This window comes from Streptomyces sp. NPDC041205, assembly GCF_055591765.1.
In genome coordinates, this window is the sequence record NZ_JBVIZH010000004.1 from 356,861 (window position 1) to 379,190 (window position 22,330).

Below are 22,330 nucleotides of genomic sequence, written 5' to 3' on the forward strand. Positions count from 1 at the left end.
GGCAGGTCAGTTCGTGAGCGCGGCCCGTGCCGCCGCGACGGCCTGCTCGGCGTAGCCCCGGCCGAACAGCACGGCGTGCACCAGCAGCGGGAACAACTGGTGCACGCCGACGCGTGCGCGCCAGCCGTCGGCGAGCGGGGCCTCCCGCTGATAGCCGTCCCGTACGTCGTCGAGGTGTGGGCAGCCGAACAGGGCGAGCATGGCCAGGTCGGTCTCCCGGTGGCCGCCGTGCGCGGCCGGGTCGATCAGCCAGGCCTGCCCGTCGGCGCCCCACAGGACGTTGCCGTTCCACAGGTCGCCGTGCAGCCGGGCGGGCGGCTCCGCGGGCCCGGCGAGTTCGGGCAGCCGTGCGCAGGCCCGCTCGACCACGTCGGCCTCGGCGGGGCGCACCGTCCCGTCGTCGACGGCGCGGCGAAGGTAGGGGAGCACCCGGTGCTCGGCGTACCAGCGCGGCCAGTCGTCGCCGGGGACGTTCCGCATGGGGGCGAGTCCGATGTAGGCGTCCTCGGTGCCGTCGGGCGGCGGCGCGCCGAACGCGGGGGCGCCGGAGGCGTGCAGGGCCGCCAGGTCGCGGCCGAACCGGACGGCCGCCCGGGCGGTCGGCGCGCCCTGCGGTACGCGGTCGGTCACCAGCCAGCGCCGGTCGTGCCCGCGCACGGCCGGGACCCGCACCGTGCCGGAGGCGGCCAGCCAGCGCAGCCCGGCCGCCTCGGCCCGCACCGCGCCCGGCGCGTCGGCGCGCTTGACGACGACCGACTGCCCGCCGTCGAGGGCGACTTCGGCGAGCGCTCCGGACAACGGGCGCTGCGCCGACGCCGCGTGGCCGGTGAGGCGGGTGGCCGCGGCCGCCGGGCTCTCGGCCGGGTGGTCGGGCTCTGCGTGGGGTGTCACGTCGTCGAATCCCTTCCGGTGCGGGCGAGTTGAGGGAGCCAGAGGGCAGTGGGAGGGGGCGGCCGGGGGCGGTCCGTGGTTCCGTCGGTGCATCCGGCCACCGCGTCGAGCCACCCGTCCGGCCATCGCATGCGCCCCGGGCCCTTAGCGGCTGTCCCCGGCCGTCGCCGCCACCCGCGCGGTCGGCACGACGACCGGAGCGCCGTCGGACGGCGCGAAGAGGATCTCCGTGTCGATGCCGTACAACTCCCGGACCAGGTCCGCGTCGATGGTCTCGCGCGGCGGGCCGGACGCCACGACGCGGCCGTCGCGCATCGCGACGACGGTGTCGGCGTAGCGGGCCGCGGCGGCGAGGTCGTGCACGACCATCACGACGGTGCGCCCGCCCGCGGCGATGTCGCGCACCAGGTCCAGGACCTCCACGGCGTGGCCGATGTCGAGTGCGCTGGTCGGCTCGTCGAGCAGGACCACCGGGGTCTCCTGGGCCAGGACCATGGCGAGCCAGCAGCGTTGGCGCTGGCCGCCGGAGAGTTCGTCGAGGCGGCGCTCGGCCAGCGGGGTCGTGCCGGTGGCGTGCAGCGCCTTGGTCACGGCTTGTTCGTCCTCGCGGGACCACTGGCGGAACAGGCCCTGGTGCGGGTGGCGGCCGTAGCGTACGAGACCCGCGACCGTGACCGCCTCGGGTGCCTGCGGGGCTTGGGGGAGCAGCGCGATGCGGTGCGCCGCGTCGCGCTGGCGCAGCCGCCACACGTCCGTGTCGCCGGCGAGGACCCGGCCCGACTCCGGCGTGTGCAGCCGGGCCATCGTCCGCAACAGGGTCGACTTGCCGCAGCCGTTGGGGCCGACGACGGCCACCACCTGGCCGGAGCCGATCGTGAGGTCGACCTCGTCGACCACGGTGCGACCGGCGTATCCGGCGGTGACTCGCTCGACGCGCAGTTCCACGGTGTGCCTCGTCCTTCCCGGGGGGATGAGGCAACCCCTTGCCTCGCAACTGTAAGGTAAGGCTAACCTTAGTCTCTGCGTCGTGGGATGGCGCGGCCGGATGGCTGCGCGCGCCCCGGCCCAGTCATGTCCCATTGAACACGGAGCCCTCGATGAACCTGCCCCGCAGATCCCTTCCCCTCGTGCCGCGCCGCGCGGCGCAGGCAGTCGCAGCCCTCGGGGCGGCCGCGCTGCTGCTGACCGGATGCGGTTCCGACTCCGGCTCGGACAAGAAGGACTCCAAGGGTGCCTCGGCGGGCGAGGCCTCCGGTACGCGCACGGTGAAGGACGCCACGGGTCGCACCGTCAAGGTCCCCGCGCACCCCAAGCGCATCGTCACCCTGACCCAGGAGGACCTGGACGCGGTGCTCGCCCTCGGCGTCAAGCCGGTCGGCATCACCAACGGCCAGGGCCTCGACAAGCCCCCGGCGTACCTGGCCGACAAGGTCAAGGACATCGACGTCGTCGGCAATCTGCTCCAGCCCGTGATGGACAAGGTCGTCGCCGCCAAGCCCGACCTCATCCTGGCCGGCGACATGCAGGACGAGCAGGTCCTCAAGCAGCTCCGCGAGATCACCCCGGCCACCCTGGTCACAATGGCGCCCGCCGACGAGTGGAAGCTCTCCTTCCGTGGCATCGGCAACGCCGTGAACAAGCTGGACAAGGCCAACAAGGTCATCGCTGACCACGAGGCCGCCGCGAAGGCCGCGGGCGCGAAGCTCGGCGCCAACAAGGGCGCCGAGGTGTCCATCGTCCGCTGGAACCCGGACGGCCCCAGCTGGATGGAGAAGAAGCAGTTCGCCAGCGGCGTCGCCCTGGAGATGGGGCTGAAGCGGCCCAAGGCGCAGAACAAGGACGGCAACGCCCACACCCCGTCGCTGAGCCTGGAGAAGATCGACCAGATCGACGGCGACTGGCTGTTCCTCTCGACCCTGACGTCCGACGGCGAGAAGGCCCTGAAGGACGTCCAGTCCAAGCCCGCGTACAAGGAGCTCGGCGCCGTCAAGAAGAATCATGTCGTGACCGTGAACGGGTCGGTCTGGTCCACCCGCGGCGGGCCGCTGGCCAGCGACGTCGTGTTGAAGGACATCACCAAGGCGCTGTCCAAGTCCTGAGGGTCTTGGGGACCTTGAGCGCATTGAGGGTCTTGGGGGCCTTGAGGGTTCTGAGACGCCTGAGGGTTCTGTGAGTCCTGACATGCCGTCGGCAGCCGGTCGCTGATCGGTCCCGATGGGCCGTCATGTGGCCGTGGTCGCTTCCCGCTGGAGCCCGGGGAGCGGCCACGCCAGGCCACATGGACGTCAGCCGCCGGGTGTCTCCCCGGCGGCGCGGGCGAAGTCCACCGCCGTCCACGCCATCGCCGTCGCCCCGTCAAGGAGCGCTCGTTCCCCCGCCGGGGACAGCGCCGCCTGCGCGAACTCCGGCTCGTGCGGGCCGCAGGCGCCGCCACTGATGTCGAGCACCGGGTGGATGGACGGCACCTCGTGCGACACATTGCCCATGTCGGTGCAGGCGAACGGCGGGCGCTCCACCGGCTCCGGCCGCCCGAGCGCCCGCGCGTTGCGCGTCCAGAGCTCGATCAGCGCGGGGTCGCCGCGGAAGTCCAGATAGTCCGGCTCGGGCCGCTCCAGCGTGACGTCGCATCCAGTCGCAAGCGCCCCGGCGCGGAAACAGTCCTCCACACGGGCGCGCAGCTCGGCGAGGTCCTCGGCGGCCAGCGCCCGCAGTTCGTACGAGGCGGTCGCGCGGACCGGGACCGCGTTGGGGCTCGTGCCCGCCTCCGTGGTGATGCCGTGCACCCGCCACCGCGGAGGCAGGTGCTGGCGCAGCAGGCCGAGCGCGACCTGCGCGACGGTCAGGGCGTCGGCGGCGTTGCGGCCCTCGTGCGGGTTGAGGCTGGGGTGCGCGGCGCGGCCGGTGTACGTGACCGACAGCGTGCCGAGCGCGAACGATCGGAAGTCGGACATCTCGAACGGGCACGGGTGCACCATCATCGCGGCGTCCACCCCGTCGAACGCCCCGGCGTCGAGCATCAGGGCCTTGCCCGCGCCACGCTCCTCGGCCGGCGTCCCGAGCACCCGTATCCGCAGGCCGAGTTCGTCGGCGAACGGGGCGAGCGCGAGGGCCGCGCCGACCCCCGCGGCGGCGATCAGGTTGTGGCCGCAGGCGTGCCCGAGGTCCGGCAGGGCGTCGTACTCGCAGACGATCGCCACCGTCCGCGGCCCCGAGCCGATGGCTGCCGAGAACGCGGTGTCCAGGCCGTACGCGGGGGAGTCGACCGCGAATCCGGCCGCCGTCAGGGCCTCGGCGCACCAGGCGGCGGCGCGGTGCTCGGTGAAGGCCGTCTCCGGGTGGCCGTGGATGCGGCGGCTCAGGGCGACGAGGTCGTCGCGGTGCGCGTCGACGCGCTGTTGCACGGCGGACTTGAGGCCGTCGGGTGCGGTGGTGGCGCCTTGTGTCGCTGCGGCTTCGCCGGGGGTGGGGTGTGGCATCGGTCCTCTTCGTGTGCGGGGGCGGACGGAACGGTTCGCGTCATCGCCCCCGAGAACATAGCTTAGGCTTACCTAACTTCGCGCTGGTGGTCCGGTGCGCTCGATCCCCGAGGAGTTGTACGCATGCATCCGCGTCCGGACGACGTGTTCCCGCTGCTGACGCCGCAGGCCGGTATCCACTACGCGCAGCAACTGGATCCCGGCGGCGCCGCGTTCCACACCGCGGACCTCATGGAGATCCACGGGGCCTTGGACGAGGATCGGCTGGAGCGCGCCGTGCGCCGGACCGTCGCGGAGGCCGACACGCTCCGCCTGCGCGTGACCGAGGTGGACGGCGAGCCGCGGCAGTGGGTACGGGACGCGGCGTACGCGACGGACATGCTCGTGCACCGGATCGACCTGCGCGCCGAGAACCGGCCGGAGGAGGCCGCCGACGCCTGGATCCGCGCCGACCTGGCCCGCCCGGCCGATGCCGGGGACGCCGGAGACGCTGGGGGCGCCGGGGACGAGCACGGCCTGATGACGCAGGCCCTCATCCGGATCGCCGACGACCGCACCTGGTGGTACCAGCGCGTCCACCACATCGCCGTCGATGCCTACGCCCTCCAGCTGATCGGCCGCCGCGTCGCCGAGCTGTACACCGCGTTCACGGCCGACCCCGAAGCACCCGCTCCCGCCTGCCGCTTCGCGCCCCTGCGGGAACTCGTCGAGGACGAGGCCCAGTACCTGGCCAGCGACCGCCTCGCCACCGACCGGGCGTTCTGGGCGGAGCGCATGGCGAACGCCCCCGCGCCCGTGACCCTCTCCGGGCGCCCCGCGACCGGCGCCGCCGGCGAACTCCGCAAGGCGACGGCCGAACTGGCGGGCCTCGACCGGATCTCCGCCGCCGCCACCGCCGCCAAGGCCACCTGGGCGGAGCTCGTCGTGGCCGCCGCCGCCACCTACCTGCACCGGATCACCGGCGCCTTTGAGGTCGTGCTCGGCCTGCCCGTCACCAACCGCCGCGGTCCCGCCGCCCTGCGCACCCCCGCCATGACGGTGAACGTGCTGCCGCTGCGCCTCGCCGTCCGCCCCCAGGACAGCGCGGCGGAACTGCTGCGCCGCGTCGTCCTGGAGATCCGCGCCGTGCGCCGCCACCAGCGCTACCCGCAGGCGGACCTGCGCCGGGACCTCGGCCTCGGCTCCGCGGCGGCGCCCCTCACCGGCCCCATGGTCAACGTCAAGCCGTTCGACGGCGAGCCCCTCGACTTCGCGGGCCTGCCCGGCGTCGTGCGCAATCTCGCCGCGGGCCCCGTGGAGGACCTGGCGATCGGGGCCTGGCCCAGCCGCGACGGCGGCCTCGCCCTCAGCCTCGACGCCGCCGCAGACCGCTACGACGCCGATGAACTGACCCGCCACCAGGCCGCGTTCCAGCACCTCCTGCGCGCCCTGGCCGACCAGCTCCTCGCCGACCCGCACCGCCCCCTCGCCGCCCTCGACCTGATGGCCGCCGACGAGGTGCGCCGCGTGACGTCGGGCCGGACCGAGGAGCCCGCGACGACGACCGTGCCCGCCGCCTTCGCCGCGCAGGCCGCCCGCACCCCCGACGCCGTCGCCGTGCGCTGCGGCGACCGGGCCCTCACGTTCGCCGAGCTGGACGCCGCCGCCAACCGGCTCTCCCACGAACTGGCCGCCCGGGGTGTCACCGCCGAGACTCCCGTCGCCCTCGCCCTGCCGCGCGGCATCGACATGGTCGTCGCCCTGCTCGCCGTCCTCAAGGCGGGCGGAGTCTGCCAGCCCCTGGACCTCGGCCACCCCGCCGCCCGCACCCGCGCCGTCCTCGCGGACGCCCGGCCCGTGTGCGTGCTCGGCACGACCGACACCCTGGCCGCGCTGCCGTCGCACACCGTGCCCGAACTCGCCCTGGACGAGCCCGGAGTGCGGGCCGCGCTCGCGGCGAGACCCGCCCTGGTCCCCGCGGCCGCGCCCGCCCCGGACAGCGCCGCCTACGTCATCCACACCTCCGGCTCCACCGGCCGCCCCAAGGGCGTCGTCGTCACCCACGCCTCCCTGGCCAACCTCCTCGCGAGCCACGGCAGCGACCACATCGCCCCGGCCGTCGCCCGCACCGGCAGCGCCCGCCTGCGCGTCGCCCACAGCGCCTCGTTCGCCTTCGACGCGTCCTGGGACCCCGTCCTGTGGATGGTCCACGGCCACGAACTGCACCTGCTCGACGACGTGACGTACCGCGACCCGGCGGCCCTCACCGCCTACGTCGACGCCCACCGCGTCGACTACCTCGACGTCACGCCCTCCTACGCGGAGGCCCTGCTCGCCGAGGGCCTGCTCGACGAGGGCAGACACCACCCCGCCGTCCTCGTCGTGGGCGGCGAGACCGTGCCGGAGCCCCTGTGGCGGCGCCTGTCCGCCGTCGCGGGACTGCATCCTCTCAACCTGTACGGGCCCACGGAGACCACCGTCGACGCCTACTACTGGACCGGCGCCGACGCCGACGGGCGGCCCGTGCGCGCCAGCCGCACCTACGTCCTCGACTCCAGTCTGCGCCCCGCGCCCGACGGCGTGGCCGGGGAGCTGTACGTCGCGGGCGCCTGCCTGGCCCGCGGCTACCTCGGACGGCCCGACCTGACCGCCGAGCGCTTCGTGGCGGACCCGTTCGGCGTGCCGGGCGGCCGCATGTACCGCACCGGGGACCTGGTGCGCCGCCGGGCCGACGGCACCTTGGAGTTCCTGGGGCGCACCGACGACCAGGTGAAGATCCGGGGCTTCCGGATCGAACTCGGCGAGATCCAGAGCGTCCTGGCCGCGCACCCCGACGTGGCGCAGGCCGCCGTCATCGCCCGCGACGGCGTCACGGGCAAGCGGCTGCTCGCGTACGCGGTGCCGCGCACCGGCGCGGGGGCGGGCCCCGGCATCGGCGTGGACCTCGCCACCGGCCCGGACCCCGCCACCCTGCGCGACCACCTGGCCGCCGTCCTCCCCGAGCACATGGTCCCCGCGACCGTGACCCTCCTCGACGCGCTGCCGCGCACCGCCAACGACAAACTCGACCACCGCGCCCTGCCCGAGCCGGAGACCCCCGCCGCCGGCACGCCCGACGCTGCGGCCGCCACCGCCGATCCGCACACCGACACCATCCGCGGGCTCTTCGCGGACCTCCTCGGCCTCGACGGCCCGGTCGCCCCCGACGCCGGGTTCCTCGACCTCGGCGGGCACTCGCTGCTCGCCGCCCGGCTCGCCGCACGCGTCAGGGAGACCTTCCACGCCGCCGTCTCCCTCGCCGACGTCTTCCGCACCCCCACGCCCGCCGGGCTCGCGGCGCTCGTCCGGGCCCGGGAGGCCGAAGGCACCCCGGGCGAGGACCAGAAGACCGCGCCCGCGAACCCCGGCGCGGCCGTCACCCCCGTCCCCCGCACCGGCGACCTGCCCCTGTCGCCCGCCCAGCAGCGGCTCTGGTTCCTCCACCGCCTGGAGGGCCCGAGCGCCACGTACAACATCCCGCTCGCCCTCGGCCTCGAAGGCCCCGTCGACCGGGACGCCCTCACGCTGGCCCTGCACGACCTGAGCGCGCGCCACGAAACGCTGCGGACCGTGTATCCCGTCGCGGACGGCGCCTGCGACGACCTGCCGTGCCAGCGGATCCTCGACGCAAACGACCCGGCGGCCCGGCCGGTCCTGCACCTCGCCGCGCCCGGCGACGACCTCGGCGGCGCCGTCCGCCACTGCTTCGACCTCGCCGCCGAACCCCCGCTGCGCGCGACGCTGTTCACCACCGGCCCCGACCGGCACACCCTCCTGCTGCTCCTGCACCACATCGCCGGTGACGGCGCCTCCACCACGCCCCTCGCCCGGGATCTCGCCACGGCCTACACCGCCCGGCTCGCGGGCCGCGCCCCGCAGTTCGCCCCGCTTCCCCTGCAGTACGCCGACCACGCCGCCCACCAGCAGCGCCTCCTCGGCCCCGCCCAGGCGCCGACCGCACTCGCCGAACGGCACCTGGCGTACTGGAAGCAGGCCCTCGCGGGACTGCCCGACCAGCTGGAACTGCCCGTCGACCGGCCCCGCCCCGCCGTCGCGTCGCACCGGGGCGACACCGTCCCCTTCCACCTCGACGAGGCCGCGCACACGGCCCTGACGCGGCTCGCCCGCGCCACCGGCACCAGCGTGTTCATGACCGTGCAGGCCGGGCTCGCCGCCCTGCTCACCCGGCACGGCTGCGGCACCGACATCCCCCTCGGCACGCCCGTCGCGGGCCGCGCCGACGACGCCACCGCCGACCTCGTCGGGTTCTTCACCAACACCGTCGTGCTGCGAGCCGACACCTCCGGCGACCCCACGTTCCGCGCCCTGCTCGACCGGGTGCGCGCCACCACCCTCGGTGCCCACGAACACGACGCGCTGCCCTTCGACCACCTCGTCGAGGCGCTCAACCCGGCCCGCTCCCTGGGCAGGCACCCGCTCTTCCAGACCATGCTCGCCTGGCAGTCCGTCCCCGACACCGCCTTCCCGCTCGGCCCCGGCCTCAGCGCCCGCATGACCGCCGTACCGTCCGGCACCGCCAAGTTCGACCTCACCCTCAACGCCGGGGAACTGCCCGGCGGCGGCATCGGCGGATTCCTCGAATTCCGCACCGACCTCTTCGACCGCGCCACCGCCCAGGCACTCGCCGACCGCCTCGCGCGGCTGCTCACCGCCGCCGCCGACGCCCCCGACACCCCGCTCGCCCTCCTGCCCCTGCTCGGCCCCGAGGAACTGCGCCGCGCCCTGGTTGACGGCAACGCCCAGGCCCTGCCCGGCGGCCACGCCGAGCCCGCCACCCTCGCCGAGCGCTACGAGGAAGCCGCCCGCAGCCACCCCCACCGCGTCGCGGTCAGCCACGACGGGCAGCAGCTCACCTACGCCGAACTGTCCGCCCGCGCCCAACGCCTGGCCCGGCTGCTCGCCGCCCGCTCCATCGGCCCGGGTTCGATCGTGGCTCTGGCCCTGCCCCGCTCGCCCGAACTCGTCACCGGGCTCCTCGCGGTGTCCCTGTCCGGCGCCGCGTACCTGCCGCTCGACCCGGACTACCCGGCGGAGCGCCTCGCGTACATGCTCGCCGACGCCCGGCCCGCCGCCGTCGTCACCGACACGGCCACCGCGCCCCGGCTGCCCGCCCACGACCTTCCGGTCATCACCGTCGACGGCGACACGACCGGCTCGTACGCGGACACACCGCTGCGCGACGAGGACCGCACCGGGCCCCTCACCCCCGAGGACCCGGCGTACGTCATCTACACCTCCGGCTCCACCGGCCGCCCCAAGGGCGTCGTGGTCTCCCACCACAACGTCACCCGGCTCCTGACCGCCACCGACCACTGGTTCGGCTTCGGCCCCGACGACGCCTGGACGCTGTTCCACTCCTACGCCTTCGACTTCTCCGTGTGGGAGCTGTGGGGCGCCCTCCTCTACGGCGGCAAGGTCGTCGTCGTACCGCACCTCACCAGCCGCGACCCGGGCGCGTTCCTGCGCCTGCTCGCCGAGGAGCGCGTCACCGTCCTCAACCAGACGCCCTCCGCCTTCTACCAGCTGGCCGCCGCCGACCAGGACGCGCCCGGTACCGAACTCGCGCTGCGCTACGTCGTGTTCGGCGGCGAGGCGCTGGAGCTCGGGCGGCTCGCCGACTGGTACGAGCGGCACGCCGCGGACGCGCCGACGCTGGTCAACATGTACGGCATCACCGAGACCACCGTGCACGTCACCTACTTCCCGCTCGACCGTGCCACCGCCGCCGCTGCCACCTCGTCCACCATCGGCGTCAACATCCCCGACCTGCGCGTGTACGTCCTGGACGACCGCCTCCAGCCGGTGCCGCCCGGCGTCACCGGGGAGATGTACGTGGCGGGCGACGGCGTGGCCCTCGGCTACCTGGGACGGCCCGACCTGACGGCCACCCGGTTCGTCGCCGACCCCTACGCGCACCTCTTCGGTGCGCGCGGCGGCCGCATGTACCGCTCCGGCGACCTCGCACGGCGCCGCGCCGACGGCACCCTCGAATACTTCGGGCGCGCCGACCACCAGGTGAAGATCCGCGGCTTCCGCATCGAACTCGGCGAGATCGAGGCGGTCGTCGCCGCGCACCCCGACGTCGCGGACGCGGCCGTCGTCGTCCGCGAGGACACCCCCGGCGACAAGCGCCTCGTCGGTTACGCCGTGCCCACCCCGGGAGCAGACGGCATGGAAGCGTCCCAACTGCGCGACCACGCCGCCCGGCACCTGCCCGCCCACATGGTCCCCTCGGCCGTCGTGCTCCTCGACCGCCTCCCGCTGACCGGCAACGGCAAGCTCGACCGCAAGGCCCTGCCCGCGCCCGGCGCGCCCGCGGCGACCGGCGGCGGCCGCGCCCCGCGCACCCCGCGCGAGGAACAGCTCTGCGTGATCTTCGCCGACGTGCTCGGCCTCGAACGGGTCGGCGTCGAGGACAACTTCTTCGACCTCGGCGGGCACTCGCTGCTCGCCGTGCGCCTCGCCGCCCGCGTCCAGGCGGCGTTCGGCGCCGACGTGTCCATCGGCACCGTGTTCCAGTCGCCCACCGTCGCCGCCCTCGACGCCGTACTCGACGCCGAGCGCGAGGACGACCCGCTGGACGTCCTGCTGCCGCTGCGCCCGGCCGGGGACCGCGCCCCGCTGTACTGCGTGCACCCCGCCGGCGGGCTCAGCTGGTGCTACGCGGGCCTCATCCGGCACCTGCCGCCGGACGTGCCCGTCTACGGCCTCCAGGCCCAGGGCGTCGGCCCCGCCACCGCCGCCGAGCCGCTGCCCGCCACGCTCGAAGAGCTCGCCGCGCACTACGCGTCCCGCGTCCGCGAGGTCCAGCCCCACGGTCCCTACCGGCTCCTCGGCTGGTCCACCGGCGGCATCATCGCGCACGCGATGGCGGCCCACCTCCAGGCCGCGGGCGAAGAGGTGCAGCTCCTCGCGATCCTCGACGCCTACCCGGCCGAGGGCTTCCGCGACCTGCCCGAGTCCGACCGCGCCGAAGCGCTCGAATCGCTCCTCACGATGGGCGGCTACGGACCCGACAGCCTGGAGGGCAAGGCGCTGACGACCGCCAACGTCGTCGACGTGCTCCACCGCGAGAACAGCCCTCTCGCCGCGCTCTCCACCACGACCATCGAGGCCCTCGCCGACATCTACCTCAACACCAACGACCTGGTACGGCGCTACGACCACCGCCGGTTCGACGGCGACGTCCTGTTCTTCCGGGCCACCGTCGACACCATCGACGACGCCCTGACGCCCGACACCTGGACGCCCTACGTGAGCGGACGCGTCGACAACACCGATGTCGCCTGCTCCCACAAGGACATGACCCTGCCCGAGCCGATCGCGCACATCGCCCGCGTGGTCGCCGACCGCCTGACCCATCTGGAGAAGTGACCCCCATGTCCGTGACCGGCGACGCCCCCGCCAACCCCTTCGACGCGGACGGCCCCACGAGCGCCTTCGTCGTCCTCGTCAACGAACGGCGGCAGCACTCCCTGTGGCCGCTGTTCGCAGCCGTCCCCGACGGCTGGACGGTCGGGTACGGGCCCTGCCCGCGCGCCGCCGCGCTGGAGTGGATCACCGCGTGTGACGCCGGGGCGCTCGCCCGGTGAAGGACAGCTCCGCAGACCCCGTGAAGAACTCCGACGCGAACCCGCCGAAGGAAGGCTCCGTACGCGCAGGCCTGCTCTCGCCGAGAGCCGCCGTCGTGGTCGTCTACGTGGCCGCGATGTGCATGAACGGCCTGGACTCCACGATCGTCAACCCGGCGCTGTTCACCATCGCCGAGGACTTCGGCCGGCCCGTCTCCGCCGCCAACGCCGTCGAGACGGCCTTCCTCGTCGCCCTCGCCCTGACCCTGCCGGTCGCGGGCTGGCTCGGCGACCGCTGCGGCACCAAGCGCGTGTTCCTCGGCTCGCTAGCGGTGTTCACCGCCGCCTCCGCGCTGTGCGGCCTCGCCCAGGACCTGCCGACGCTCATCGCGGCCCGCGCGGTGCAGGGCCTCGCGGGCGGCCTGCTCACCCCGGTCGGCATGACCCTGCTGTTCCGTACGTACGCCCCGCACGAACGCGGCAAGCTGGCCAAGGCGCTCATCGTCCCCACCGCCCTCATGCCCGCGCTCGGCCCGCCGCTCGGCGGCCTGCTCACCGAACACGCCTCCTGGCACTGGCTGTTCTTCGTGAACGTGCCCGTCGGCCTCGCCGCGCTCCTCATCGGCGCCCTCGGCCTGCGCGAGCACGTCGAGGGCACCGAAGGCCCCTTCGACCGCACCGGCTTCTGGCTCGCCACCCCGGCCCTCGGACTGCTGACGTACGCCCTCGGGTACGGCCCCGCACACGGCTGGAGCAGCCCGCCCGTGGCCGCCGCCGGCGTCTTCGGCGCGGCCCTCCTCGTCGCCGCGGTCCGCCACCTCCGGCGCACCGCCGAACCCCTCCTGCGCCTTGGCCTGTTCACCGACCGGAACTACGGGACGGCCTCGGTTCTCGCCGTCCTCACCGCCGCCGGACTCATGGGCCTGCTCTTCGTCTTCCCGCTGCTCTGCCAGGCGGCCATGGGCGCCTCCGCGCTCGACGCCGGGCTCAGTGTGTTCCCCGAGGCGCTCGGCCTGATGCTCGCCTCCCAGCTCGTGGACCGGCTCCTGCCGCGCCTCGGCCCACGCCGCCTCACCGTACCCGCGCTGCTCCTCGCCACCGTCGTCTTCGCCCTCCTCGGCGTGCCCGGCGTCGCCGACGACGCGTGGGCGGTCCGGCTCCTGATGTTCCTGGTCGGCCTGGTGCTCGGCACCGCCGTACTCACCGTGCAGCTCGCCGGGTTCGAGTCGATCGCCCCGCCCGACATGGGCCAGGCCATGGGCCTCTTCCAGATCGTCCGTACCCTCGGCGGAGCCGTCGGCATCGCGCTCTGCGCGGCCGTCATCGGAGGCGGCGGCCACGGCGGCACCCCGGACGCCGGACCGTTCCGGGCGGCGGTGTGGGGGACGGCGGCGCTGGTGGCGGTGGGCGCGCTGGTGGCCCTGCGCCTCCCGGCCGAGGCGCCGCAGCCGCCGCCGTACGAGGACGACGAGGACGACGAGGACGATAAGAACGACAGGAACGGGGGCAAGGACGGGGACAAGGACGAGGACAACAACGAGGACAAGGACGAGGTGGAGAGGGCGGAGGAGGAGGGGGACGCGGTGGTGGCCTGAGCCGCGCTCGGGTGGGGTCCGCGCGGTGGGCGTCCGCCCGCCGTTCCTAGACTCGGCCCCATGGAGATCACCGACATCGCCGCCCTCGCCCGTGACCTCGCCCCCACCGGCGTGCTCCGCGCCTCCGTGAACCTCGGCAATCCCGTCCTCGCCCAGGGCACCCCGGACGCGCCCCGCGGAGTCACGGTCGACCTCGCCGGTGAGATGGCCCGGCGCCTCGGCCTGCCCGTCGAGTTCCGGTGCTTCGACGCGGCCCGCAAGTCCTACGAGGCGATGGCCACCGGCCACGCCGACCTGTGCTTCCTCGCCGTCGAGCCGGCCCGCGAGGCGGAGATCGCGTTCACCGCTCCGTACGTGCACATCGAGGGGATGTACGCCGTCCTGGCCGACTCGACGCTGCGGACGCCGCAGGACGTGGACAGCGCGGGAGTCCGCATCGGGGTGAAGCAGGGCTCCGCCTACGACCTGTATCTGACGCGCACCCTGCGCCACGCCACCGTGGTCCGGGGCCCCGAGGGCGTCGACGTCTTCCACGCCGAGAAGCTGGAGGCCGGGGCGGGCATCCGGCAGCCACTGACCGCGCACGTCGCCGAGCGGCCCGAACTGCGGCTGGTCGAGCCCGCGTTCATGACCATCCGGCAGGCCGTGGGGACGACCAGGGACCGGCGTCCGGAGACGGTGCGGTTCCTGAGCGAGACGGTGGCCGAGCTGACGGCGTCGGGGTTCGTCGCCGAGGCACTCGGCCGCTCCGGTCAGGATCCGGCGCTGGCCGCCCCCGTGGCGTGACCGACCCGCCCGCTCAGCGTTCCGAGAGGAGCGCCGTCAGGCCCGACGCCAGGCCGCCCCGCCAACAGGCGTAGTCGTGGCCGCCGTTGAACTCCGCGTACGACACGTCGTAGCCCCGCTCCTTGAGGACGTCCCGCAGCCTGCGGTTCTCCTCCAGGAGCAGCCACTCCTGGAGGCCGACTTCGAGGCGGAGGCGGACCGGTCGGCGCGGGGTGGACGCGTACTGCCGGGTCAACCACTCGGCGCCGCGCTCGTCGTCGGGCCACCAGAACGACCCGGACTGGGACAGCGCGAGGCCGAACCGGTCCGGGCGGTGGTGCGCGGCGAACGCCGCGGTGAGGCCGCCCGCGCTCTGACCGGCCACGACCGTGCGCTCGGGCCGCGTCTCCGTGCCGTACCGTCCGGCCGCCCACGGCAGCAATTCGTCCGCCAGCCAGTCGACGAACGGCCCGCTGCACGACAGGTCCTCCATCCGGCGGCCCATCGTGTCGACGAGCAGGGCTACGGTCGGCGGCAGCGCGCCGTCGGCGTGCAGGTTGTCGAGGACATCGCCGACGCCCAGGACGGGACCCCACATCTCGCCGTCCAGGAGCACCGCCACGGCGTACGGGCCGCCCTCCGGGGTGTGACCGGGCGGCAGGTGCACGGTGATCCGCCGCCCCTGCACCTCGGCGTCGACGCCGCGGCCCCGGGGCACGCCGGGCCTGCGGCCTGTGTGCGGCTCGGCGGGGGCGTCCTGGAGGGACATTACGGAGGCGGGGGAGCGGCCGTCGCGGGACGGCAGGACGGGGGAGGGGTTCAGGGGGTCGGGAACCGCCGCGTCCAGTACGGCCCTCCAGGACGCCCGGTCGGTGCGCAGGACGTCCTCACGGAAGCCGCGGTGCGGCAGGAACTGGTACGAGGCGCGGTGATCGGCGCGCAGCCGGTGGCTGAGCGTCCAGACCGAGGTGCCGTCCACGCGGTCCATCAGATGGGCGGTCAGATCACCGGCGTGCCGGGCCCGGTCGGTGACGGTGTGCAGCAGCGCCAGGACGTCCGACACGGGCGCCGCGGGGTCGTCGCGCCACACGAACGTGACCAGACGGTACGCGGGGTCGCCCTCGGGGTCGGGTTCGACGAGCGGGGTGCCCAGCGCCTCCGCGCGGAGCCAGAACTCCGCTTCCGCGCCCGCGACCTGGGCGCGGACGGCCTGACGCAGGGAGCGCAGGAGGGGGCTGCGGGTGTCGGTCACGTGGGGGTACCTCTCACGGGTCGAGCGGGACGGGGTGGGGCGGGGGAGGGCGGGGGAGGGAGGGAAGGTCGGGGGCGTCGGCGCGGTCGGCTTGTCGGGGCGGGGTGAGCGGGGGGCTTCTGCGGGGTGGGGCGGTGCCGGGAGCGGCGGCAGGGGAGCCGCGTCGGACGCGGGAGCCGGCTGGGGCAGGGGAGCAGTCTCGGGTACGGCAGCCGTCTCGGTAGGCGCGCCGTCTCGGGTACGGCAGCCCTGTCGGCGGGGGAGCCGTCTCAGACGCGGGTCGCCGCCGAGCGGCCCAGCAGCACCCACAGCAGGAACGGCCCGCCCAGGACGGTCGTCACGATGCCCACGGGCAGTTCGGAACCGGAGAACGCGATCCGCCCGAGCGTGTCGGCGGCGACCACCAGCACGGCCCCGGTGAGCATCGAGCCGATCAACGGCACCCGCAGCGGCCCGGCGAGCCGCGACGCGATCACCGGCGAGGCCAGTGCCACGAACCCGACAGGTCCGCAGACACCGACGGCCAGACCGGCCAGCGCCACCGCGAGCAGCAGACAGACGACGCGGGTGCGGGCGGGGGCCGAACCCAGGGACGCGGCGGTGTCGTCGTCGAACCGCAGCACTGCCAGATGCCGGGCGACGGCCAGGGCCACCGGAATCAGCACCGCGAGGCCGATCAGGACCGGCCCGGCGACCGAGTAGCCGCGGCCGTTGAGGCTCCCGGAGGTCCACACGTACAGCGAACTGGCCGAGTTGAGGGAGCGCCGGGACAGCACGACCTGGGTGACGGCGGAGGCGAGCGCCGACATCGCGAGGCCCACGACGAGGACCCGGTAGCCGCGCCGGCCCACGCCGCCGGACACGGCGGTCACCACGATCACGGCGACCAGCGCGCCGAGCGGCCCCGCCCACCAGGCGCCGAACGAGCCGGACGAGCTGAGGGCGGCGGAGAGCAGGACGGCCGCGGTGGCGCCGTCGTTGACGCCGAGGAGTTCGGGGGTGGCGAGGCGGTTGCGGGCCAGGGTCTGGGTGAGGCAGCCCGCGAGGCCGAGGGCCGCGCCCGCGACGAGCCCGGCGACGATCCGGCCGAGCCGGAACTTCTGCACGAGCAGCACGTCGAAGCGGTCGCCCTGGCCGAGGACGGCGTGGAAGGTCCGGGAGATGCCCATGTCGCTCTGCCCGGCGTACGCGGAGAGGACGACGGCGCAGGCGAGGAGGGCGGCGAGGCCGAGGGCGGCGAAGGCGGGGCGGCGGGCCACGAGGAACGACATCGGCCCGGTGCGCAGGGCCATGAGGCCGTCGGTGCGTTCGGGGCGGAGGGGGCGAGTAGGGCTTTTGGGTCGGGCACGCTGACCGGTGCTGGCGGTGCTGGCGGTGCTGGCGGTGCTGGCGGTGCTGGCGGTGCTGGCGGTGCTGGCGGGATGGTTCGGGCTGCCGGGGGCGTCGCCGTCGCGTGGGCGATCAGTGCCGCGCGCGCGGCCGTAGCGCACGGCACGCAACGCCAACGCCCGCAGCGGCCCCCCGAGCCGCCGTCTGCCGCCGCCCGTCTCCTCCGTGGCCGGGTCCGTCATCCCCATCGTCGCGAGTTGCTTGGAGCGCACGATGCCGATCAGGACGGGCGCGCCGATGAGCGCGACGATGACGGACACGGGTGCCTCGAAGGGCCGGGACACCACGCGGGCGGCGACGTCGGCGGTGGTGAGGACACCGGCTCCGACGAGCCCCGCGAGGACCAGGCGCACCGCGAGGCGGGGCCCGGCGAGGGAGCGGGCCACGAACCCGGCGAGCAGGCCGAGGAAGGAGATGGGGCCCGCGAGCGCCACGGCCGCGGCGGTGAGCAGCGTCACGGCGACGGCGACGACGGTACGGGTGACCGACGGCCGGTGGCCGAGGCCGCGGGCCAGATCGTCGCCGAGGGCCAGTGCGGAGAGGGGCCGGACGACGAGCGCGGCGACGAGCAGTCCGACGCCGAGGACCGGGGCGAGGCGGGCGAGTTCCCCGTACCCCTCGACACCGGCGAGTGAGCCGAGCACCCAGAACCGGAAACGGTCGTACGTCTCGGCGGAGTTCACGACGATGACGCTGGTGAGCCCGCCGAACGTGGCGCCGAGGGCCGACCCGGCGAGCACAAGCCGCATCGGGGAGCCGCCGCCGCGCCCGGCGATGAGCAGCACCAGGGCGCTGGCGACCACGGCGCCGACGAACGCGCAGACCAGATAGGCGTATCCGGAGTCGAACCCGAGGAGCGCGATGCCGGCGACGACGCCGAGGGAGGCGCCCGCGTTGACCCCGAGCAGACCCGTCTCGGCGAGGGGGTTGCGGGTGACGGCTTGGAGGAGGCACCCCGCCACGCCGAGCGCGGTGCCGACGAGGACGGCGGTGAGGGTGCGGGGCAGCCGCAGGTCGCCGATGACGAGGGCGAGCCGCGCGTCGTCGCGGGCGCCGCCGCGGTCGAGCAGATAGTCCAGGGCGCCGCCCGGTCCGACCTCACCGGCCCCGATGGACAGCGACAGGGCGCACAGCACCAACAGGAGGACGGCGAGGCCCGCGAGCCAGAGGTGGATCCGGCGCCGTGCGCGGTCCGGAGCGGACGGCCGGTCGGTGACCGGGTCCGCCTGCTGGCGCGCGGCGTCCGGTCCCGTCTCCCGTACGGCCCCCTCCACCGCCGACGGCGAGATCGCGGTGCTGGCCGAAACACCACCCTGCACGGGTGTGTCGGTCAACTGGCCCGGTGACGGGTCCTCTTCGGCTGCGGGATGTGACGGCCCCGTGTGCTGCGACTGCATGAAGTGAGGTTAGCCTAACCAAACAAGCGACCCGGATCGAGGCGATGTCCGCGCTCGATCATCTAAGGTTAGGCTTACCTAAGAGCAACGGGGGGAGTTGATCATGCCCGTATCCATATCCGGCGACCGCACGGAACTGGCCGACCGGACCGCCCTGGTCACCGGGGCCGGACAAGGAATCGGCGCGGCCGTGGCCCGGCTGCTGGCCGCCGAGGGCGCCCACGTACTGGCCACCGACCGTACCGCGGACGGCCTGGAGGAGCTGACCGCCGCACCGGTGGGCGACCCGCCCCCGCACGGCGCCACCGCTACGGGCACCATCACCGCGCAGGTCATGGACGTCACGGACGCCGCGGCCGTCGAAGCCGTCGTGAACGCCGTCGAACGCGACCGTGGCCCGCTCGACATCCTGGTCAACGTGGCCGGAATCCTTCGCCCGGGTCCCGCCGTTCGGCTCAGCGACGAGGACTGGGCGGACACCTTCGCCGTGAACGCCACCGGCGTCTTCCATACCTCCCGCGCCGTCGGGTCCCGCATGGCCGCGCGCGGCGGCGGCAGCATCGTCACCGTCGGCTCCAACGCGGCCGGAGTGCCCCGCACCGGCATGGCCGCCTACGCCGCCTCCAAGGCCGCCGCGGCCATGTACACCAAATGCCTCGGCCTCGAACTCGCCCGCAGCGGCGTGCGCTGCAACATCGTCGCCCCCGGATCCACGGACACCGCGATGCAACGCGCCCTGTGGACCGACGACGCGGCCCCGCAGCGGGTCGTCGACGGCGACCCCGCCACGTTCCGCACCGGCATCCCCCTTGGCCGTATCGCCGCGCCCCGTGACATCGCGGAGGCGGTGCTGTTCCTCGCCTCCGACCGCGCGCGGCACATCACCATGCAAGAGCTCTACGTAGACGGCGGCGCCACCCTGCGGTGACCCGCCGTCCCCTCGCCCCCGCACGTCCGCCGCCACCGGCAGGACACACGTGCCCCTCCCCCCCCCGCACCCGCGGCCGTACCTCCCACCGGAGGCGCGGGCCCCGGGAGAAACGGAGCCCTCCGTGTCGACGGCACCCGATGTCGCCACACACGTCCCCGCCCTGGCCGACCCGGCCCACCCCGCCGTAGGAGCCGCCACCGCGCTCCTCGCCGACTACCGGCCGGGCGCCCGGTTCCTCGGTACCCCCACCCGCACCCTGCTCGGGCAGGGCGCGCACAGTGAAGTGCCGCACGACGAGAGACCGTTGGCGGCGCGGGTCGCCCAGACGCTCGGGCAGGCCCGCGCGGACGGGGCCGAGTCGCCCGTCGTCATCGGGGCCGTGCCCTTCGACCAGACGGCCCCGGCCGCCCTCGCGGTGCCCGCGGCCCTGCGCACCGCGCCGCCGCTGGCCGCCGACCCGCTGATCGCACTGCCCGCCGAGCCGCCCGCCCGCGTGGACTGGCGCATCCGTCAGGTCCCCGCGCCCGAGGTGTACGGCGCGTCCGTGGCCGCCGCCGTCGACCGCATGTGGCGCGGCGAGTTCAGCAAGGTCGTCCTCGCCCGCACCCTCGAACTCGACTGCGCCGAGCCCCTCGACGTCCCCGCCATGCTCCAGCGCCTGGCCCGCCGCGACGCCGGCGGCTACACCTTCGCCCTGCCGACCGGACCCGCCCGCACCCTCATCGGCGCGAGCCCCGAGCTCCTGGTGTCCCGGCGCGGGCGGCGCGTCATCGCCAACCCCCTCGCGGGCTCCATACCGCGCAGCGACGACCTCGCCGAGGACGTGCGCCGGGCGGCCGCGCTGCTGCAGTCGGCCAAGGACCTGCACGAGCACGCCGTCGTCGTGGACGCCGTGCACCAGGCCCTCGCGCCCCACTGCGCGGACATGACCGTCCCCGCCAAACCCACCCTGATCCGCACCGCCGCCATGTGGCACCTGTCGACGACCGTCACCGGCACCCTCGCGGGCCCGGGTGCCTCCGCGCTCGAACTGGCCTGCGCGCTGCACCCGACGCCCGCCGTCTGCGGCACGCCCACCGACACGGCCCGCGAGGTCATCCGCGACAGCGAGCCCTTCGACCGCGGCTTCTTCACCGGCATGGTCGGCTGGGGCGACGCCGCGGGCGACGGCGAATGGGTCGTCACCATCCGCTGCGCGGAGGCCGAGCGGGACTCCCTGCGCCTTTTCGCGGGCGCGGGCGTCGTCGCCGCCTCCGAGCCGGAGGCCGAGACGGCGGAGACCGCCGCCAAGTTCCGTACGTTCCTCGCCGCGGTGGGGGCCGAGCTGTGACCGTCGCGTCCGACACCGCACGGGAGTCCCAGGCGCCCACCTGGCCGAGGGAGTTCGCCGAGCGCTACCGCGCCGCGGGCTGGTGGCGCGGCGAGACCTTCGGGGGCGTGCTGCGCGAACGGGCCGCCGCGCACCCCGACCGGATCGCCGTCGTCGACCCCACCACCGACCGCCGCTGGACCTACGGCGAACTCGACACCCGCGCCGACCGGCTCGCCGCCGGACTGCTCGCCCGCGGCATCACGGCGGGCGACCGCGTGGTGGTGCAGCTCCCCAACATCGCCGAGTTCTTCGAAGTCGTCTTCGCGCTGTTCCGCGTCGGGGCGCTGCCGGTGTTCGCGCTGCCCGCGCACCGCGAGACGGAGATCGCCTACTTCTGCCGCTTCACCGAGGCCGCCGCCTACGTCATCGCCGCCGAACACGGCGGCCACGACTACCGGACGCTCGCCGCGAAGGTCCGCGCCGACGTGCCCACGCTGCGGCACGTGTGGGTGGCGCAGGGCGAGCCGGGGGAGTTCGAGGCCCTCGCCGACGTGCCCGTCGAGCCCGCCGAGCCCATGGCCGGGCCCGCCCCGCACGACCTCGCGTTCCTCCAGCTGTCGGGCGGCTCCACCGGCGTCCCCAAGCTCATCCCGCGCACCCACGACGACTACATCTACTCGCTGTGGGGCTCCAACGAGCTGTGCGGCGTCGACGAGAACAGCGTCTATCTGTGCGCGCTGCCCGCCGCCCACAACTTCCCGCTGTCCTCACCGGGAACCCTCGGCGCGCTGTACGCCGGTGCCCGCGTCGTGCTCTGCCCCCAGCCCGCGCCCGAGACCGCCTTCCCGCTGATCGAGCGCGAGGGCGTCACCCTCACCGGCCTCGTCCCCCCGCTCGCGCTGCTGTGGACGGAGGCCGCCGCGACCACGTCCCACGACCTCACCAGCCTCGATGTCCTGCTGGTGGGCGGCGCCAAGTTCAGCGAGGAGGCGGCCCGTCGGGTGCGGCCCGCGCTCGGCTGCACCCTCCAGCAGGTCTTCGGCATGGCCGAGGGGCTGGTCAACTACACGCGCCTCGACGACCCCGAGGAGACCATCGTCACCACGCAGGGCCGTCCCATCTCCCCGGACGACGAGATCCGGGTCGTCGACGACGAGGACAACGACCTGCCCGTCGGCGCCACCGGCCATCTGCTGACCCGCGGCCCCTACACCATCCGCGGCTACTGGAACGCGCCCGAGCACAACGCGCGTTCCTTCACCGCCGACGGCTTCTACCGCACCGGCGACATCGTCCGGCTCACCCCGACGGGCCACCTGGTCGTCGAGGGCCGTGCCAAGGACCAGATCAACCGGGGCGGGGAGAAGATCGCCGCCGAGGAGATCGAGAACCACCTCCTCGCCCACCCCGCCGTCCACGACGCCAACGTCGTCGGCGAACCCGACGCGTACCTCGGCGAACGCACCTGTGCCTACGTGATCCTCAAGGCGGGTGCCGAGCCGCTCAAGCCCGTCGCCGTCAAACGCTTCGTGCGCGAGCGCGGCCTCGCGGCGTACAAGGTGCCCGACCGCGTGGAGTTCGTGGACGCGTTCCCGCGGACGGGGGTCGGGAAGATCTCCAAGAAGGACCTCAGGGCCGGTGCCGCCGACACCGGCGAGGCCCCCGCAGCCGACCCCGCCGGGCCCCGCCCCGGCACCCTCTGACCAGCCGAA

The 22,330-nt window shown here is 74.6% G+C and carries 13 protein-coding genes; 8 read left to right on the plus strand and 5 right to left on the minus strand.

Annotated elements, in window-relative coordinates; all coding sequences use genetic code 11:
* Nucleotides 1–6: 6 nt before the first annotated feature.
* On the minus strand, nucleotides 7–891 hold the full coding sequence (locus ACZ6BG_RS21365; protein ID WP_469003626.1) for a fructosamine kinase family protein: 885 nt from the start codon (nucleotides 889–891) through the stop codon (nucleotides 7–9).
* 144 nt (nucleotides 892–1,035) lie between these two features.
* Nucleotides 1,036–1,836 (minus strand): ABC transporter ATP-binding protein, encoded by an 801-nt coding sequence (locus ACZ6BG_RS21370; RefSeq protein WP_469003629.1) that lies wholly within the window; start codon nucleotides 1,834–1,836, stop codon nucleotides 1,036–1,038.
* 152 nt (nucleotides 1,837–1,988) lie between these two features.
* Between ACZ6BG_RS21370 and ACZ6BG_RS21375 the strand changes: the two genes are divergently transcribed.
* Nucleotides 1,989–2,990 carry an ABC transporter substrate-binding protein gene (locus tag ACZ6BG_RS21375; protein WP_469003631.1) on the plus strand — a complete coding sequence of 334 codons (1,002 nt, stop codon included), beginning with the start codon at nucleotides 1,989–1,991 and terminating at the stop codon, nucleotides 2,988–2,990.
* 186 nt (nucleotides 2,991–3,176) lie between these two features.
* Here the strand turns inward: ACZ6BG_RS21375 and ACZ6BG_RS21380 are convergent, their stop codons facing one another.
* Nucleotides 3,177–4,367: a M20 family metallopeptidase gene (locus ACZ6BG_RS21380; protein ID WP_469003633.1), complete on the minus strand. Its 1,191-nt coding sequence runs from the start codon at nucleotides 4,365–4,367 to the stop codon at nucleotides 3,177–3,179.
* A gap of 123 nt (nucleotides 4,368–4,490) precedes the next feature.
* Here ACZ6BG_RS21380 and ACZ6BG_RS21385 point away from each other — a divergent pair, with 123 nt between their 5' ends.
* The 4 genes from ACZ6BG_RS21385 to ACZ6BG_RS21400 are packed head-to-tail and all read left to right on the plus strand — an operon-like array spanning nucleotide 4,491 to nucleotide 14,358.
* Nucleotides 4,491–11,780, plus strand: a complete 7,290-nt coding sequence (locus ACZ6BG_RS21385) for an amino acid adenylation domain-containing protein (protein ID WP_469003636.1) — start codon at nucleotides 4,491–4,493, stop codon at nucleotides 11,778–11,780.
* A 5-nt stretch (nucleotides 11,781–11,785) separates the two neighbouring features.
* Entirely contained in the window at nucleotides 11,786–11,998 is a 213-nt protein-coding gene (locus tag ACZ6BG_RS21390) for an MbtH family protein (RefSeq protein WP_469003637.1), read from the plus strand.
* A 20-nt stretch (nucleotides 11,999–12,018) separates the two neighbouring features.
* Entirely contained in the window at nucleotides 12,019–13,572 is a 1,554-nt protein-coding gene (locus ACZ6BG_RS21395) for an MDR family MFS transporter (protein ID WP_469003639.1), read from the plus strand.
* Nucleotides 13,573–13,632: 60 nt separating this feature from the next.
* Nucleotides 13,633–14,358, plus strand: coding sequence for a transporter substrate-binding domain-containing protein (locus tag ACZ6BG_RS21400; protein WP_469003641.1), 726 nt, complete (start codon nucleotides 13,633–13,635; stop codon nucleotides 14,356–14,358).
* 13 nt (nucleotides 14,359–14,371) lie between these two features.
* Here ACZ6BG_RS21400 and fes read toward each other — a convergent pair whose 3' ends face one another.
* Together fes and fhuB are read right to left on the minus strand one after the other, a co-directional pair.
* Nucleotides 14,372–15,589, minus strand: a complete 1,218-nt coding sequence (gene fes, locus ACZ6BG_RS21405; RefSeq protein ID WP_469003643.1) for an enterochelin esterase — start codon at nucleotides 15,587–15,589, stop codon at nucleotides 14,372–14,374.
* Nucleotides 15,590–15,858: 269 nt separating this feature from the next.
* On the minus strand, nucleotides 15,859–18,375 hold the full coding sequence (gene fhuB, locus ACZ6BG_RS21410) for a Fe(3+)-hydroxamate ABC transporter permease FhuB (protein ID WP_469003645.1): 2,517 nt from the start codon (nucleotides 18,373–18,375) through the stop codon (nucleotides 15,859–15,861).
* A gap of 103 nt (nucleotides 18,376–18,478) precedes the next feature.
* Between fhuB and dhbA the strand changes: the two genes are divergently transcribed.
* The 3 genes from dhbA (at nucleotide 18,479) to ACZ6BG_RS21425 (ending at nucleotide 22,321) form a co-directional block, all read left to right on the plus strand.
* Entirely contained in the window at nucleotides 18,479–19,303 is an 825-nt protein-coding gene (dhbA, locus tag ACZ6BG_RS21415; RefSeq protein ID WP_469003649.1) for a 2,3-dihydro-2,3-dihydroxybenzoate dehydrogenase, read from the plus strand.
* A gap of 124 nt (nucleotides 19,304–19,427) precedes the next feature.
* Nucleotides 19,428–20,636 carry an isochorismate synthase DhbC gene (gene dhbC, locus ACZ6BG_RS21420; protein ID WP_469003651.1) on the plus strand — a complete coding sequence of 403 codons (1,209 nt, stop codon included), beginning with the start codon at nucleotides 19,428–19,430 and terminating at the stop codon, nucleotides 20,634–20,636.
* Nucleotides 20,633–22,321: a (2,3-dihydroxybenzoyl)adenylate synthase gene (locus ACZ6BG_RS21425; protein ID WP_469003653.1), complete on the plus strand. Its 1,689-nt coding sequence runs from the start codon at nucleotides 20,633–20,635 to the stop codon at nucleotides 22,319–22,321. The genes dhbC and ACZ6BG_RS21425 overlap by 4 nt, the downstream gene beginning before the upstream one ends.
* Nucleotides 22,322–22,330: the final 9 nt, after the last annotated feature.

Excerpts from the sequence above, each read along its gene's own strand:
- ACZ6BG_RS21400 (WP_469003641.1), top strand. The coding sequence starts at position 13,633 with ATGGAGATCACCGACATCGCCGCCCTCGCCCGTGACCTCGCCCCCACC.
- ACZ6BG_RS21385 (WP_469003636.1), top strand. The coding sequence starts at position 4,491 with ATGCATCCGCGTCCGGACGACGTGTTCCCGCTGCTGACGCCGCAGGCC.
- ACZ6BG_RS21380 (WP_469003633.1), bottom strand. The coding sequence starts at position 4,367 with ATGCCACACCCCACCCCCGGCGAAGCCGCAGCGACACAAGGCGCCACC.
- ACZ6BG_RS21375 (WP_469003631.1), top strand. The coding sequence starts at position 1,989 with ATGAACCTGCCCCGCAGATCCCTTCCCCTCGTGCCGCGCCGCGCGGCG.
- fhuB (WP_469003645.1), bottom strand. The coding sequence starts at position 18,375 with ATGCAGTCGCAGCACACGGGGCCGTCACATCCCGCAGCCGAAGAGGAC.
- dhbA (WP_469003649.1), top strand. The coding sequence starts at position 18,479 with ATGCCCGTATCCATATCCGGCGACCGCACGGAACTGGCCGACCGGACC.
- ACZ6BG_RS21390 (WP_469003637.1), top strand. The coding sequence starts at position 11,786 with ATGTCCGTGACCGGCGACGCCCCCGCCAACCCCTTCGACGCGGACGGC.